Source organism: Leptospira kemamanensis, from assembly GCF_004769665.1.
GTDB lineage: Bacteria > Spirochaetota > Leptospiria > Leptospirales > Leptospiraceae > Leptospira_A > Leptospira_A kemamanensis.
Genome location: NZ_RQGG01000029.1, coordinates 84,017 through 99,867, shown reverse-complemented (window position 1 = coordinate 99,867; position 15,851 = coordinate 84,017). Strand labels below are relative to the sequence as shown.

General features: G+C 38.8%; 13 protein-coding genes. 5 read left to right on the top strand and 8 right to left on the bottom strand.

The genetic code is table 11. The annotated features are described in order from the left end of the window. Positions 1 to 136: 136 nt before the first annotated feature. The 7 genes from pheS to EHQ59_RS09910 are packed head-to-tail and all read right to left on the bottom strand — an operon-like array spanning position 137 to position 7,768. On the bottom strand, positions 137 to 1,162 hold the full coding sequence (gene pheS / locus EHQ59_RS09940; RefSeq protein ID WP_135619504.1) for a phenylalanine--tRNA ligase subunit alpha: 1,026 nt from the start codon (positions 1,160 to 1,162) through the stop codon (positions 137 to 139). Beyond that, on the bottom strand, positions 1,159 to 2,553 hold the full coding sequence (locus EHQ59_RS09935) for a UDP-N-acetylmuramate--L-alanine ligase (RefSeq protein WP_135619503.1): 1,395 nt from the start codon (positions 2,551 to 2,553) through the stop codon (positions 1,159 to 1,161). The genes pheS and EHQ59_RS09935 overlap by 4 nt, the downstream gene beginning before the upstream one ends. Further along, positions 2,550 to 3,164: a hypothetical protein gene (locus EHQ59_RS09930; protein ID WP_135619502.1), complete on the bottom strand. Its 615-nt coding sequence runs from the start codon at positions 3,162 to 3,164 to the stop codon at positions 2,550 to 2,552. The genes EHQ59_RS09935 and EHQ59_RS09930 overlap by 4 nt, the downstream gene beginning before the upstream one ends. Before the next feature lies 1 nt (position 3,165). After that, on the bottom strand, positions 3,166 to 4,239 hold the full coding sequence (locus EHQ59_RS09925; protein WP_135619501.1) for a hypothetical protein: 1,074 nt from the start codon (positions 4,237 to 4,239) through the stop codon (positions 3,166 to 3,168). After that, positions 4,236 to 6,107: a motility-associated ABC transporter substrate-binding family protein gene (locus tag EHQ59_RS09920; protein ID WP_135619500.1), complete on the bottom strand. Its 1,872-nt coding sequence runs from the start codon at positions 6,105 to 6,107 to the stop codon at positions 4,236 to 4,238. The genes EHQ59_RS09925 and EHQ59_RS09920 overlap by 4 nt, the downstream gene beginning before the upstream one ends. Positions 6,108 to 6,110: 3 nt before the next feature. Then, entirely contained in the window at positions 6,111 to 6,842 is a 732-nt protein-coding gene (locus tag EHQ59_RS09915) for an ABC transporter permease (protein ID WP_135619499.1), read from the bottom strand. Beyond that, the gene (locus tag EHQ59_RS09910) at positions 6,839 to 7,768 is read right to left on the bottom strand and encodes an ABC transporter ATP-binding protein (RefSeq protein ID WP_135619498.1); all 930 of its coding nucleotides are present in this window, start codon (positions 7,766 to 7,768) and stop codon (positions 6,839 to 6,841) included. The genes EHQ59_RS09915 and EHQ59_RS09910 overlap by 4 nt, the downstream gene beginning before the upstream one ends. Before the next feature lie 32 nt (positions 7,769 to 7,800). On the opposite strand from EHQ59_RS09910, the gene EHQ59_RS09905 reads away from it, so the two are divergent. Both EHQ59_RS09905 and EHQ59_RS09900 read left to right on the top strand, forming a co-directional pair. Beyond that, positions 7,801 to 9,315 (top strand): PAS domain-containing sensor histidine kinase, encoded by a 1,515-nt coding sequence (locus EHQ59_RS09905; RefSeq protein ID WP_135619497.1) that lies wholly within the window; start codon positions 7,801 to 7,803, stop codon positions 9,313 to 9,315. After that, complete coding sequence (locus EHQ59_RS09900; RefSeq protein WP_135619496.1) at positions 9,312 to 9,707, top strand: response regulator; 396 nt, start codon at positions 9,312 to 9,314, stop codon at positions 9,705 to 9,707. Before EHQ59_RS09905 ends, EHQ59_RS09900 begins: the two co-directional genes overlap by 4 nt. 9 nt (positions 9,708 to 9,716) lie before the next feature. On the opposite strand, the gene EHQ59_RS09895 is transcribed toward EHQ59_RS09900, so the two are convergent. Continuing rightward, a complete protein-coding gene (locus EHQ59_RS09895; RefSeq protein ID WP_167481396.1) occupies positions 9,717 to 10,718 on the bottom strand; it encodes an adenosine kinase in 1,002 nt (333 codons plus the stop codon). Positions 10,719 to 10,801: 83 nt separating this feature from the next. Between EHQ59_RS09895 and EHQ59_RS09890 the strand changes: the two genes are divergently transcribed. From EHQ59_RS09890 to gpmI, 3 genes are all read left to right on the top strand, one after another. Further along, positions 10,802 to 12,880, top strand: a complete 2,079-nt coding sequence (locus EHQ59_RS09890; protein ID WP_135619495.1) for a TonB-dependent receptor plug domain-containing protein — start codon at positions 10,802 to 10,804, stop codon at positions 12,878 to 12,880. A 167-nt stretch (positions 12,881 to 13,047) separates the two neighbouring features. After that, the gene (locus EHQ59_RS09885; RefSeq protein WP_244245476.1) at positions 13,048 to 14,163 is read left to right on the top strand and encodes a hypothetical protein; all 1,116 of its coding nucleotides are present in this window, start codon (positions 13,048 to 13,050) and stop codon (positions 14,161 to 14,163) included. A 35-nt stretch (positions 14,164 to 14,198) separates the two neighbouring features. Continuing rightward, positions 14,199 to 15,851 carry a 2,3-bisphosphoglycerate-independent phosphoglycerate mutase gene (gene gpmI / locus EHQ59_RS09880; RefSeq protein ID WP_135619494.1) on the top strand — a complete coding sequence of 551 codons (1,653 nt, stop codon included), beginning with the start codon at positions 14,199 to 14,201 and terminating at the stop codon, positions 15,849 to 15,851.

Here is a 15,851-nt window from a genome sequence, read left to right as displayed (position 1 = left end):
GATTCCATCCAAATCAATCGGACTCAAATTGATTGCATTTGGTTTGATCGGATGCAAACTGATAACATCCGTTTGAATCGGTTGCAATTGGCTTACATCGATAACCTTTCGTTTCGCTTAAATCGAAACTCCGTATTTAAAACTGTTTCAAAAACCGTAAATTCCCTGATTGGAAATAGCGAATGTCATGGATTCCGTAACGCATCATCACCAATCGGTCGAGGCCAAGTCCAAATGCAAAACCAGTCCATGTTTTAGAATCAAGACCAGCAGCTTCTAACACATTCGGATGCACAAGCCCACAAGGAAGGAGTTCGAGCCAACCCGATTGTTTGCAAACACTACACCCATCTCCACTGCATACAAGACAATTGATATCCAACTCAAACCCAGGTTCGACAAACGGAAAGTAACCGGGGCGAAGTCTTGTTTTGATTTCCTTACGGAAAACACGAGAGAGAAGTGTCTCCATCGTATAAATCAAATGGGCAACTGAAATATTTTCTCCCACAACCATTCCTTCCACTTGGTAAAAGGTATTTTCATGAGAGGCGTCCACTTCTTCGTACCGGAACACACGACCAGGGGCAATGATCCGAAAGGGGGGTTTCAGTTTTCGAAGGGCTCGCACTTGGATGGCCGAGGTATGGGTACGTAACAAATTGCCATCTACCGTATAAAATGTATCTTGCATGTCGCGAGCAGGATGGTCTTCGGTAAAATTTAAGGCACCAAAATTGTTTTCATCGGTTTCCACTTCTGGTCCATCCATCACAGAAAAACCCATCGATGTAAAAATATCTTCGATTTCGTATTGGATTTGGGAGATGGGATGCAAACTCCCTCTTTCTTTTTTCGGAAGAGGACGGAGTGTATCAAAAAATTCTTTCCCCAATTGGTTTTCGTAAAAACTTTCTTTGAGAGAAATTCGTTTGGTTTCGACGAAGGCTTCGAGTCTTGTTTGGGCTTCGTTTGCTTGTTTTCCTACTGTCTTTTTTTCTTCCACCGAAAGGGAAGCAAGACCCTTCAGGACTGAAGTGAGTTTTCCTTTTTTACCGAGGAACTGATTTTTCTCTGTATCTAACTCTTGTTCGGTATTGACAGAACTTAATACAGATTCAGCTTCTTTGACTAAAGATTCAATTTCTTGGGATAAACTCATAGTGATTCTCGTGTTTCGATTAAGGATTTTAATTCAGAATAAATTCCACCAAACGCACCATTCGACATGGCAAGGATGATGAGTTTATCTTTTTTGTATTTAGGTAAGATCTTTTTTAAAAGGGAAGGAATGTCTTTAGGTGTTGGTGCGTAGATGGATTCTTTTTTGGTATTGGTTTTGATGTCCTTTACCAATTTTTTCACATTCAAACGAAGGGACTTACCTACTTTGTCCACTTGGTAGACTTCTGTGACAATACTCACATCACTTCCTTTGAAACATTTGGCAAAATCACCTTGAAAGACATTACGATGAGATGTGGCACTTCTTGGTTCAAATAGGGAAATGATTTTATAACCTGGGTAAGCTTCTTTATGGGCTTTGATGGTTTCTTGGATGGCAACTGGGTGATGGGCAAAGTCTTCCACAAGTAAACTGGTTTCGGATACATATAAGTTTTCTTGTCTACGTTTGACACCTGGGAATGTTTCCACTGCTTCTAAAATTTCTTTTCGTTTTTGCGGAGCAATTTCCAAACAAACACGTACAGCTACTTCCACATTGCGATAGTTATGTGACCCAATGAGAGATGGTTTTAATTTGGATTTGGTACGAATCTCCGATAAAATTCCTTTTTCATATTTAAAAATAGAATTTTTATCCCCTAATTCAAAGGTTTCAACAGGTGCATGTTGGTAATCTTTTGTGATATCATTTAAATTTTTGGATCCTTTCCAATAAAAAACTTTCCCACGACCAGGAACTAAGTTTAACAATCGTTTGAACATGACTTTAATCGCATCCAAATTGGCAAAGATGTCTGCATGGTCAAAGTCAAGAGCGTTCATCACAAGGTAATAAGGGCGATAGTGCAAAAACTTGGAACTTTTATCAAAGAAGGCAGAATCGTATTCATCCCCTTCAATCACAAAATAGTCTCCTTCCCCCAAAGCAAATCCAGGAAATCCATCTTTTCGGATCCCACCCACAAAAAGACCAGGTTTTAATCCAATGGATTCTAAAATCCAATGGGTAAGAAAGGTGGTAGTGGTTTTTCCATGAGTTCCAGAAATCACAATTGGTTTTTTCCCTTTCAGAAAAAAATGACCAATGGCTTCTGCCATACTCATGTATTCAATGCCTGTGTTTAATACTTCTTCTACTTCTGGATTTCCACGAGAGATGGCATTTCCAATGATGACAAGGTCTGCTCCTTTCACATTTTCTTTACGATAACCAGACTTAGGTGAGAGACCCCATTCTACCAATTTATCAGACATCGGAGGGTATAAGTTTTGGTCTGAACCCGACACATCATGGCCTTGTTGTTTGAGCATATAAGCCAAATTGCCCATAGCAATTCCGCCAATTCCTACCAAAAATATCTTCAAAAGAGTACCGTCCTAACCAGGTTATAAAGGAATAAAGGAATCGAAAGTAGAACCAAAAAAAATAACACTACTTTCATCAGAAAAAATAAAAAATCAAAACTTGTCCATGCTCTGCGAATGGACAAATAAAAATACGATAAATGTAAAGAATAAAGAAAACCAACAGCTAACATAAATAAGGGGATAGGTGCAGGAAAAATCCAAAAGATGGAAGTTGCTGTAAACGCCAAAAATGAAATGATAAAAACATGAGGTTCCGGTCCCTCCCAATCTTTTGTGCGATCACGCATTTGGTGATACATTCGAAAACTATCCACAAGCCGAACGACAAAATAAAATCCCAAATAAAAAAAGAAAACCGTTCCTACTCCCTGTGTGTAAGTGAGTTTTGTTTCCTCTTCCACGAACGTTACTTTGAAAATCAATATCTGAATGCAGTTACCAAAAAACTTGGCAAGTGGCGCCAGTAACATCAGTTGGAGATGGCATAACCACAAATCACGCCCACCCAAGTCCGCTTTGTGAAAGTAGGATTCAAAGGCAGACATGGGAGAAATAAACAAATCGCGGATGAGACCGGTCCTTTGGACGATGGTTGAAACTTTTTGCACCTTATTGGATTTTCTGGTTGGGGCGCTCGTATCGGGAAGCACTTTTCACTTTCATGACCGCATTCACTAAATTTTGGAAGGATTCCTCTTTCATCCAAGTGATCGACTCATCAAAATGGGAAGGAAATTGCCGAAGCACAGGCCGCCATTTTCCAAGAGGTGAATCCCAACTGGGAAAAAAAGACAATTTGATTTTCGTTCCATTGGAGATGTTGACATCCAAAATTGCCTCTGGACTTACTTTATCCGAAAGAGTGGGAAAGGAAGGTGCGCCCGTTTCGTCAGGATAAAATTCTACTTTTAAACCTTTGACGACAGACTCCCACTGATTTCCAACATCAGGTGGTAATACGATCCTCTCCCCTGTGCTACGACTCCAATTGTTTACATATACATTGTATTGGTTTTTTTTAGCTCGGTTTTCTACCTGCACAAGGATCCCTTGGCCAGAAAATTTAAGTTCCTGAATGAAACCTTCGGTGACTGCTACATACATTTTTTCTCGAAAATTGGTAACGGGTGTCCTGAATTTTTCGATGATGTATTGGTAGGGCGCAATGATTTCATTGCCAATGGAAACAGCAATTCTTCCATCATCCGCACCAATTTTTTTTCCAAATAACAACTGTTTATCGAATGAAAACTGAATTTCTTTTCCATTCTCTTGAGAAACGGTTAAAGAAGGAGAAAACTCACTCAAACAATACGTTTTTTTGATTTCATCAGTTGAAGCTTCAATGAGTTTTGTTTTGAGAACACTGAGTTCTGAAAAACTATTTTTGACATTATAGTTTCCTTCATAAACCAATACGTTTCCGTTTTTTTCCGTTGTCACGGTATACAACGCAGGTTCATTCCATGCGCGTGAAAGTTTCCGAAAGACCATCGATGATTCTGCAAAACTGGGAACTAAGTTCCCACACCAATCAGATGTTGGTGGGTTATATCGAATGGATTTCCAATCTTCTTTCCAATAATTGGTTTCCGAAATATTTTCCGGATGATCCTCCATAAAATAAAACAAGAGGAACAATCCCAAAAATGCGACAAATACTAAACCTAATTTTTGTTTCATACTTCTAACATAGAATGTTTACGTCTGGCATACACAAAGTAAGAACCAACTGCTAAAATGAATCCTGGGAACAAAAAAACACCAATTGCCCAAGCGACTAACTTTTGATTGTCGGATAGAGTAATGGTATCCACCTCTTCCTTCTTTAAAGGGATTTCGGCCACAATATTGTCTTGGAATAAACCTGTGATGGAAACAGTTGAAAATTGAGAGTTCATCACATATGGAATGAACTGATCTGTAACCCAACTTGTTCCCGTATGTAAGATGATTTTTCCAGTTTTCTCTCCAGTGAGTGACATAGGAGATAAAACAGCAGAAAGGATTTTACTTTCCTTTTTTTCATTTGGATCCATCTTCCCATTTTTGTTTAGGTCTTGGTAAGCATCGTATCCAGATTCCAATAAAGTTTCTGATTTCCAAACAAAAGGTGTTGGTGCTTTAGGATCGGTGTCCAAATAACCGCTGTAAGGAAATAAAATTCCCATATCTTTTTTTTGTAAAAGATCTGTGAGTCGATTTTCAGGGAATCGTTTGGCAACAATGAATCCTGGTTTTTCTTCTCGTTCGATGAGTGGAGAGGAACTAAATTTTAAACCTGCTGGTTGTAATAACCAACTAAAATCTTCACTCCCCTTTGGTTCCATGGTGATGAGAATTTTACCGTTTTTTTCTAAAACATATTTGTTCAGTTCTTCTCTTGCTTCTTTAGAAAAAGGAACGGTTGGACCAAGAATCACAAGCATATCGGCATCTTCTGGAAGTTTAGAAGGCCAACCTTGCGCAAACCCAAGCTCTGCCACTTTAAAATTTAGGAACTGCAAAGAAGAAACAAAACGGTTTACTTGTTCGTTGGGAAGTGCCCGAAATGCCATACCATATCGTTCCCCATTGGCAACCGTGAAATATACTTTTTTTTGTTCGGTTGTAACATTGAGAAGAGCAGCAACTAACTTACGTTCTAATTCTTCCAAATCCTTTGGTTCTTTCGCAATCACTCTTTCTTCTGCAAAAGGAGTGGAATTGGTTAATGACGATTGTTTTTTGGAACGAACAAAGATGGTTCCATTGGAGACTTGTCCAAATTCTTTTAACAAATCAATTTCCACATCTGCATTGATGAATTGAACCGTGATATGAGAATTTTCAGACTTAATTTGATCGAGTAAAATTTCGATATCTGGTCTCACACGCGTTAATGCAAACGCAGTGAGTTTATCACCGTTAGCAGGACCATCTGCTTCGAGTGGTCTTGGGTAAAAAGCGGTAATTGTCACATCTTGAGTGATGGGTTTGATTAGGTTTCTTGAAATTTGAGAAAGGGAAAACTTTCCTTGGCTACTCAAATCAAAATTGTAATTCCGTTTGATCGCAAAATAATTAACCGCAACTAGGATGGGTAATACAAACAAAAAACCCAAAACTGCATTTTGTAATAAGGAACTTTTGGATTTTGCCAAATTACTTTGAGCTTCCAGAGATGATTTCCCAATCTCAAGAAGGATGATTTGTAATAGGAAAACCAATGAAAAAAGAACCACACATAACAAAAGAAATTCTCTGACTCTGGGAATCGCACTCACTTCTTCATTCATCCCAGCAATTGGTTTTAAATCTAAAAAGTCGCGTAATACAGATAACAAAAAAGCTGCGATTCCAAAAACGGCGGCGATATAACGATTTTGATCTTCTTTTCGTATCCCTTTGGAAAAGGCTCGAACTATGGTGTCGGAAGCCAAAAACAAAAACACAACCCCCAAAAAGAGGATCTTTCTTTTTGGATCCACCATCATTCCATCAAACAAGAAATAGGCGAAAAGGGAAACTAAACTTACAAATGGTAAAACTCTATCAGCTGATAATAACATGATCTATCCTCTCCATCTCCTGGATTCCAAGACCTTAACGGTTAAGTATAAAAATAAGAAAGTTCCACTTAAGAAAAATACAATCCCTGTCAAAGGTAGGACACCTTTGGCAAACGCGGCAAAGTGAGAAAATATATGTAAGTGGAATAACACCTTTCTTGTGGTTGCTTGGAACAAATGAGAAAAATATCCCACCACCCATAATGTTAAAATGATTAACACCGAAATGAGTAGAGAGATCATTTGGTTTTTTCCGAGACTTGATCCAAACATCCCAATGGTGAAAGTGAAAATCCCAAGTAAAAACACTCCTATACTTCCAGAAGCCACCATATAAAACGGGGCTTTCCAAAACGTATACAATAGCAGTGGAAATAAACCATTGATAAACACTGTGATGATCCCACAAACGGTCACACCAAACATAAATTTACCGAAAACAATCTCCAAATCCGTAATGGGCGAAGTAAAGAGTAACTCTAAAGTCCCTTTATTTTTTTCTTCCACGATGGAACCCATGGAAATGATAACCATCGCTATGAGGATGGTTGTCATAAACGAAATAAAGGTGATGTAAGTCGCAATTTCGTAATTGGCCGTACCATTAAAATTGAGAATCATCACAAAAAGTGCATTTAAAAATGCGGTTCCACCTAACACAAGTGGCCCCATGTATGTTCCAAAAAATAATCGTAATTCTTTTTTATAGATCCAAACAGCCGTTTGCCAGTTCATATTTTCTCCATAAAAATCTGTTCGAGAGATACTTCTTGTTTTTTTAAGGATTCAATTTGAATCCCAGATGACAATGCCTTTGAAAACAAAGATTCTTTGAATTGTTTTGGATTTGATGTGCGCACCATAAACATTTCTTCCTCTTTATTTGTTCCCATTTCGGTAACTGTTTCCGATTCGACTAACACCGAATTCATAAACTGAATTAACTCAAGTTTTGGTTTACCAGAAAGTCCTACTTCCCAACCTGCAAGTCGGTTCATCTCTTCCTCTAGCCTGGAAAGAGAAAGTTCTTGTTTCAAACTTCCTTTGTGGAGGAACAAAAATTTATCACAAGTTTTGTAAATCTCCGTGAGGATATGGCTCGAAATGAGAACTGTATGGTTGCCCGCCAAACTTCGGATCAGGCTTCGGATTTCCACGATTTGTTTTGGATCAAGGCCCGAGATAGGTTCATCCATAATCACAATTTCAGGATCTCCGAGGATGGCTTGTGCAATTCCCACCCGTTTGCGATACCCAAGGGATAAAGTTCCAATGAGTTTGTCTTTCACGTGACCTAGATTTGTTTTTTCAATGACCTTCTCTATTTCCGATGTGAGTTTAGCATCTTCAATTTTTTTGATTCTACCAACAAATTGAAGGTATTCGGATATTGTCATATCCTCATAGAGAGGAGGTGTTTCCGGAAGGTATCCGATCTTTTGTTTTGCTTCCAACGGAAAATCAAAAATGGACTTTCCATCAATGGAAGCATCTCCCGCACTAGGGATCAAATACCCCGTGAGGATTCGGATCGTTGTGGTTTTTCCTGCGCCGTTCAGGCCAAGAAGACCCACAATTTCACCTTTTTCTAATTTAAAATTGAGACCTGAGATGGCTCGTTTTTCACCGTAAAATTTGGATAAATTGCTGACTTGTATCATAACTTTGGTTTAGTTTTCGTATACCTGCACCTATGAATGAATTTCTGGAAAAAATCAAAAGCTTTTTCAAGGATGAAGCGAGCTTTTTTGATGCAAAGCAACTTCTAGGCGAAAATTGGCATAATTTTGTCCCACAATACTTTGACAAAATCCTAGAAACTCGGACGAATGCGGTTTTTGTCTTAGACATGGATGGAAATTACACCTATGTCAATGCCAAAGGGGTGGAAATGGCAGGAAAACCCGCAGAAGAAATGTTAGGACAAAACATTTGGAATTTATTTCCAGTTTTAAAAACCATCGAATTTGGGAATCAATTGGTGGCAGCAATTGAAGGGAAAAAAACCTTTCGTTCGGAAGAAACATTTTTTGAGGAGATGGGTTGGTATGATATGCAAGTGTTCCCGCAGGAAAATTTCACCATCATCATTGCCACAGAAGTCACTCAGGAAAAAAATGCAAAAGACGAATTTAGCCAAATCATCACGAAAAACAAAACCATCCTGAATGCTTTGCCTGATTCCCTGTATGGAATCCACAGAAATGGACAAACCATCAATCATAAAGAGTTCCCTCATTTCACTGGTTGGGATTGTAAAAACAAAGACACAAACCTTCGTTACTCGAACATCAAAGAAATTTTCCCACACAATAAGTTAGAGGAAATCCAATCCATTTTGGAACATGTGATTGATTTGGGTGAAACTAAAACGGTTGAGTACTCCCTTCAAGATTCCGATGGGGAAAAATGTTTTGAAGCAAGGTTTACAAAAACCGGTGAAGTAGATGCACTTGCCATTATCAGAAATATCACCGAACGGAAAAAAGCAGAAGCATTAAAAAATGAATTCATTAGTTTAGTGAGCCATGAACTCCGAACTCCCCTAACTTCCATTAAGGGCTCTATTGATTTATTACTCGCAGGAGTTGCAGGTGAAGTTTCTAACCAAACCAAGTCCCTTCTGAATATTTGTCGGAAAAACACACAAAGACTTGTTCGTTTTGTCACCGACTTACTCGACATTGAAGCTTTGGATTCTGGCAATATCAATTTCAAATTTAGAACCTACCAACTGGGAGAAATCCTACAAACATCCGTAGATGGAATGCGTACTTTTGCCGAACAATACCATGTCCTTTTGAATTTTGACTCTAATTTCCCACAAACAAGTGTTTATGTCGACGAAGATCGATTGAATCACTGTATCACGAATTTGATTTCCAACGCGGTCAAATACACTCCAAAGTTTTCGGAAGTGACTATCTCTGTGCAAACAGAGGAAACAAAGGCAAAAATTCTCATCAAAGACAATGGGCCTGGCATCGATCCCAATTTTGCACCAAGGCTTTTTCACCGATTTGCACAAGGAGCTCCTCCTAAAGACAAACTAGTGGGAGGTTCGGGGCTTGGACTTTCCATTACCAAAGGGTTTGTGGAAGCCATGAATGGTAAGATTTACTTTTTTTCTGACGATTCAGGCACTGTATTTACCATCGAATTACCTGCTGTGAAACCAGGCCAAATTCCAGTTGGGATGAATCAATGACCCTCCCTCCTTTACAACATGTTTTAATCGTAGAAGATGAAGAAGATATTGTGGAGATCTTACGAATTGCTTTGGCATTTAACTCCAGTTATGAGGTAAGTTTTGCTAAAACGGGTCCTGAGGGTTTACAAAAAGCAATCATCTTACAACCAGATTTAATTTTACTTGATGTACTGATGCCTGGTATGAATGGGATGGAACTCATTGAAGAATTAAAAATTTTTCCGGAAACCAAAGAGATCCCAGTTGCTTTTATCACATCACGTGTGTTAAAGAATGAAATTTTGGAATACCAAAAAAGAGGGGGCATCGGTGTGATTGAAAAACCCTTTGCCCCACTTGAAATTTCAGAAAAAATCCAAACCTTATGGTCGGATTTTCATAAAAAATAATCTTAAGATTTATTTGTCTTGGAACCCAGCTAAAATTTCTTCTTGGCGTCCCATAAGTTTTACAGATAGCCTTGGTCCTACTTCACAAACAATGCGAGAAGCCACGTAGTTTCCCCATCTTGCTGATTTTTGTGCCGAATATCCTTGTGTGAGTCCATACAATACTCCCGCAGCAAAAGCATCCCCTGCTCCCGTGGTATCAATTGGTTTCACCGGAAATCCAGGAACTAATGTAATTTTTCCATTTTCAGCCACGTAGGCTCCATCTTTTCCTGCAGTCATAAACACCAAAGGACAAAGTGTGGAGATATATTTTACCGCTTCTTCTGCAGTGTTTTTTCCACTTAAAGCAAGTCCTTCTTCAGAATTGCAAAAAACTACATCCACATATTCTTTTGTTAGGTGAATGAATTCGTCTCTGGAACGATTGACACAAAATGGATCGCTATAGGTAAAGGAAACTTTGATTTTGTTTTCCTTCGCAAGTTTCATTGTGAGCTCACTTGCTTTTTTTGTGGAATCTCCATCCCACAAATATCCTTCTACATACACGTACTTACTTTTTTTTAAGTTTTCCACATCGATGTCATTGGGACCAAGTGATGTCGAAATCGCAAGATTGGTTAACATGGTACGTTCTGCATCAGGAGTGGTGAGGACAACACATGTGCCAGTGTGTCCGTTTTTGTCAGGAGTGGTTTCAAATAAAACTCCGGCCTCTTCCATATCTTTTTTATAAAATTCACCATAAGTATCATGAGTGACCTTTCCCGTATAACAGCAAGTTCCACCAGAATTGGCAATGGCGATCATGGTGTTTGCGGCACTTCCACCAGAGCGTAATTCCTTTTTCTCATCGTGAAGGTCAGCAAGGATTTGGCCTTGTCTTGTTTCGTCCACTAAGGTCATCACACCTTTGGTAATATTTTGTTTTTGTAAAAAATTGGGAGCAATAAAGGCAATGATATCTACCAGGGCGTTCCCTACGCCGAATACGTCGTAATGTCTCATGATACCAATGCTTTTTTCCTTTAGGGAATTGACACTCAATTTTCCTATTCCAGTTTGGCAAGGTACCGAGAAAAAACGCCTTCATGATTTCCCAATCCAAATCCATTTTATTCCTCTGTTTCCTTCTCGGCCCCCAAATGGTATTCGCTCAGGCCTCGTCTGCCAAGGAAGGAGATGCGGTCGAAATCAAAGCCAATGTAGATTCCACCTCCAAAAATACAAATTTTAGCAAAAATCCAACTGGCTTTCAAAAAGAAATCAATTTAGAGCAATCAAACACTCGCTATACGAGCCTACCTGATGTATTAAGTCGCGAAGCTGGTGTGAGAGTCCGCCAATTTGGTGGACTTGGGTCTTACTCCACACTTTCACTAAGAGGAACAAACCCCAACCAATCGAAAATTTACTGGAATGGAGTCCCCATCAACAATTCGTTAGGTGGAGAAATCAATTTAGCGGATTTGCCTTTTGACAATTTAGAAAAAATTGAAATTTACAAATCAGGAACACCAGCGGGCTTTTCTGGATCGGCCATTGGTGGTAGCATCAACTTAGTTTCCAAAATCAAAATTGAAAAACCAATCACTCGCGTGAATTTGATGGGTGGTAGTTTTAAAACCGCAAAAGCTACCGTTACCCATATGGATCAATTCACAAGTGGATCTTATTTTGTTCAGGCACTACATGAAACTTCCGATCAAAACTTTGCTTACTTAAATAACAAAGGAACCGTATTATTTAATACCTATGATGATACCATCGACGAACGAAAGAATGCTCAGTTTCGGAAAACTGGATTCACAGGCAATCTTTCCTTTGTGTTGGACAAAACCAAAATCAACTTTTTAAACGATTATATCCACAGAAAACAAGGGTTACCTGGTCCTGGGAATAGACAAACCAGTTCTGTTGGCAGAGTGTTTAGTAAACTATCTTCCGCTCTCACCACAGAAACCAATGAGTTTTTATTTACAAATTTGACTTTAGAAACCAAAACCTATGGGAATTTTGCGAAAGATGATTTGTTTGACCCCAAATCAGAATTCAGTTTTGGAACTCCTAATGCATTTACAAAAACAAATCAATATGGATTTCAAATCTCTCCCACATTGTATTTGCTCGAGTATCATCAAATCCTTCGAGCTTCCATCCAAACCGAACAAGAATTTTTTACTCGTTACGAAAAACGAGCCAATCATGAAACGGAGAGAAAAGAACCAAAAAAAAGAAGGGATACCCAAAGTTTTACCTTCCAAGATGAAATCCGTTTGTTTTCCAACCGATTGTTTTTAGTTCCACAAGTACGTTTTGAACGGTATACCGGTCGATTTGGAAAAGATGAAACCAGTGTTCGAAATCAACTTCTCGATCCACTTAGTGATGTATTTTATGTCAGACAAAATTTTACGAATCCTAGTTTTGGAATCAAACTGGTTTGGATCAAAAAAGAAAATTTAGAATTTGGATCCCTTGCCAATCTTAGTAAAGATTTTCGGATTCCTAGTTTTTTAGAGTTATTTGGGGAACGTGGAAGTATTGTAGGAAATACAAAATTGAGGCCTGAACAAAGTCGGAATGGTGATGTTGGCTTTTATCTCCATACAAAACCAAATTCCCAATGGAAAATCCAATCGGATGTTTCCTATTTTCAAAAACGAATTTATGATATGATTTTGTTTTTACCAAACTCTCAATTTACATTGCGCCCTGAAAACGTAGACCAGGCCTTCATTCGTGGGGTAGAAACAAATCACAATCTCATTTGGAACAAAGGAATCAAGTTTAACTTTAATTATACATACCAAGATGCAAGAAACTACTCCGAATCACCAGCGTTAAATGGTAAATACCTCCCTCTTCGTTCCAAAAGTCAAGGCAGTGCCTTACTTGCCTTTTTTAATGAGACTTCCGAATTTGGAATTGAATACCAATACATTGGTGCCAATTTTCGAGATCGAACCAATGAATATTTGGGTTATCTACCTGCTCGCCAATTTTGGAATCTTTATATCCAATATTCAGCTTATAAAAATAAAGAAACGGGAAATGAATTGATTTTAGGTTTTGAAGTGCGTAACCTAACAGACAAACGAGTAGAAGATTTGGTGGGCTATCCCTTACCAGGTAGAAGTTATTATGTGACTGGGAGTTATCGATTCTAATGTCCAATACCACCAATAGCTTTCAAGACAAATACAACCCTCAACGCGGGATATATGCATTACGTATATTCGCTGCACGATATTTGAATTACAGTTACAACGCCCTACGCGGGATATACGCACTACGTATATTTCCCATCCTTTTCTTTTCGTTCCAATGTAGTCAGTTGGAAATTGAAAAACCAAGTTTATTCCAATTTTTATTTTTATCAGCATCTCCGACTTCTGTTGGTGTTGTCACTTCTGACTTTGCCAGTGGAGGAAGATTCAAAACCTTTGAACCCAATTCCTTTACTACGTTTCCCACTTCTGTGCCCATCCATTCTGATGCCGTGGGACGTTATTCCAATGACAGAGTATTTATTATCAATAGGCTCAATCGTGATTCCATCCAAGTTTTAAACCCACAACTTGGCTTTTTCACCGAACAAGAGTTTAGTGTTGGCCAAGGAAAAAATCCACAAGACATAGCTGTTTGGAATGATAAATATTTCATCAGTTTGTACAATGCAGATGAACTTGCGATTTATAGCCGCAGTTCGGGAGTCAAAGTGGGAGGTGTATCGTTTACTTCTCTCAGAGAAACTTTTTCTACCTCTGGAATCCCTGATGCTTCTGTGGAAGCATCTTATATGATCCAAGACGGATCGAGTTTGTTTGTCTTATTACAAAGATTAGATCGAAATGATGTATCTGGATATCTACCACCTAACTCAGATTCTTTCCTGGTAGAAGTAGATATGGACTTAAATCAGATCAAAGCGATCTATACCTTACCTTATCGCAATCCTAGTTCCAAAATCCAAAAGATATTTTTGTTTGGAGAAACCTATTTGGTTTTTTCCTGTGTGGGCAGGGTCGGTTTTCTTTCCCAAATTGATGCGGGAATCATTGCCTTCCGTTTGAGTACAAGACAATTTCATCCGAATCGATTGTATGCGGAAGACGTGGCTGGTGGTGATATTTTATCCTTTCAAATCAAAAACGAAGAGTTCGGATATGCTTCTGTTTTAGATTCTGGATTCAACAAAACCATCCAAGTGTTTCGCCCACGCACAGGAGAAAAACTAGGGACTCTCTTACAAATTCCAGGCAATATTGGAATTAGTTTATCAGGGTTGTTACTCACAAACGAAGGAAAATTACTCGTGGGTTCCACCGATTTTTCGAGACCAGGAATTTATGTTTTTGATACGAACATTGGCAATGCATTACTCAACCCAATTCCCAGTTCTGTTGAACTAACTCCATTTGATATCTTCCAGTTGCAAAATCTTCCCTAATTTTCAAAATGGAAAAAGACAGGGGAATCTAATTTATGTTAACTCTTAAAAAACATCCAGAAGGACCACTTACCAAACAAGTTTTACTCATCGTTCTAGATGGAGTGGGTTATACAGAAAAAGGATTTGAAAACGGCAATGCTGTTGCAAAAGCCAATATGCCTGTGTTAAAAGGATTTTGGAAAAACCATCCAACTGTTTTATTAAAAGCACATGGAACCGCTGTGGGTATGCCAAGCGATGAGGACATGGGAAACTCAGAAGTAGGACATAACGTTCTTGGATCGGGTCGCATCTTTGACCAAGGAGCCAAACTTGTTTCCCAATCCATAGAAAATGGAAGTTTGTTCCAAGGACCCATTTGGAAAAAAATGGTCACCAATTGTTCGTCTCATTCTTCCACGTTTCATTTCATCGGTCTTTTTTCAGATGGAAACGTACACAGCCATATCGATCACTTAAAAGCCCTCATCAACCAAGCAATCCAAGAAAATGTAAAAAAAATCAGACTCCATCTTTTACTCGATGGAAGAGATGTTCCCGAAAAATCAGCGTTAGACTATTTAATCCCTTTTGAAACTTATTTAGATTCTCATAGAAGTTCCGGTGTTGATATTCAAATCGCATCGGGTGGTGGTCGTATGGAATTAACCATGGACCGTTATGATGCGGATTGGTCGATGGTGGAACGTGGATGGAATCATCACGTGGAAGGAGAAGGAAGAATCTTTCCTTCTGCAAAAGTTGCCATTGAATCATTCCGCACAGAAAATCCGTCCGTCATTGACCAATACCTTCCAGGATTTGTGATCGGTGACAAAAATGGAACTCCCGTTGGTAAAATTTTAGACAATGATTCGGTTGTGTTTTTTAACTTTAGAGGGGACAGGGCCATTGAAATTTCAAGAGCCTTTACCGAAGAAAACCTATCACACCTCAACCGAAAACGATTTCCTAAAGTTGAATTTGCAGGAATGATGCAATATGACGGAGATCTATTCATCCCCAAACAATACTTAGTCGCTCCACCAGCCATTGACCGTACCATGGGAGAATACTTTGCGAACGAAGGGATTGCTCAATACGCACTTTCGGAAACACAAAAGTATGGACATGTTACCTTTTTTTGGAATGGGAACCGTTCTGGTTATTTTAACCAAACGATCGAGACCTATGAAGAAGTGAAATCGGACATCATTCCGTTTGACCAAAAACCGGAAATGAAAGCCAAAGAAATTACAGATAACCTAGTGCTTGCCCTTACATCCCATAAGTTTCCTTTTTTACGCGTAAATTATGCAAATGGGGACATGGTGGGCCATACAGGAAACATGGATGCCACTGTAAAAGGTTTGGAGTATTTGGACCTTTGTCTCGATCGTATCAAAAAAATCTGTGATGAAACAAACACAGTTCTTTGTATCACAGCAGATCATGGGAATGCGGATGAGATGTACCAATTGGACAAAAAGGGAAATGCACAAACGGCAAAAGACGGAAAACCTGTTCCGAAAACAAGCCACACCCTAAATCCCGTACAATTTGTACTCTATGACCCAAAAGGGAAAATCCAACTGAATGCAAAATTAGAAGAAAAGGGACTTGCAAACGTTGCTGCAACCATGATGGATTTATTGGGATTCCAAGCACCAGAAGGATATCACCCTAGTCTAATCCTTAGAAATTAA

Excerpts from the sequence above, each read along its gene's own strand:
- EHQ59_RS09905 (WP_135619497.1), top strand. The coding sequence starts at position 7,801 with ATGAATGAATTTCTGGAAAAAATCAAAAGCTTTTTCAAGGATGAAGCG.
- pheS (WP_135619504.1), bottom strand. The coding sequence starts at position 1,162 with ATGAGTTTATCCCAAGAAATTGAATCTTTAGTCAAAGAAGCTGAATCT.
- EHQ59_RS09925 (WP_135619501.1), bottom strand. The coding sequence starts at position 4,239 with ATGAAACAAAAATTAGGTTTAGTATTTGTCGCATTTTTGGGATTGTTC.
- gpmI (WP_135619494.1), top strand. The coding sequence starts at position 14,199 with ATGTTAACTCTTAAAAAACATCCAGAAGGACCACTTACCAAACAAGTT.
- EHQ59_RS09895 (WP_167481396.1), bottom strand. The coding sequence starts at position 10,718 with ATGAGACATTACGACGTATTCGGCGTAGGGAACGCCCTGGTAGATATC.
- EHQ59_RS09920 (WP_135619500.1), bottom strand. The coding sequence starts at position 6,107 with ATGTTATTATCAGCTGATAGAGTTTTACCATTTGTAAGTTTAGTTTCC.
- EHQ59_RS09910 (WP_135619498.1), bottom strand. The coding sequence starts at position 7,768 with ATGATACAAGTCAGCAATTTATCCAAATTTTACGGTGAAAAACGAGCC.
- EHQ59_RS09890 (WP_135619495.1), top strand. The coding sequence starts at position 10,802 with ATGATTTCCCAATCCAAATCCATTTTATTCCTCTGTTTCCTTCTCGGC.
- EHQ59_RS09900 (WP_135619496.1), top strand. The coding sequence starts at position 9,312 with ATGACCCTCCCTCCTTTACAACATGTTTTAATCGTAGAAGATGAAGAA.
- EHQ59_RS09915 (WP_135619499.1), bottom strand. The coding sequence starts at position 6,842 with ATGAACTGGCAAACGGCTGTTTGGATCTATAAAAAAGAATTACGATTA.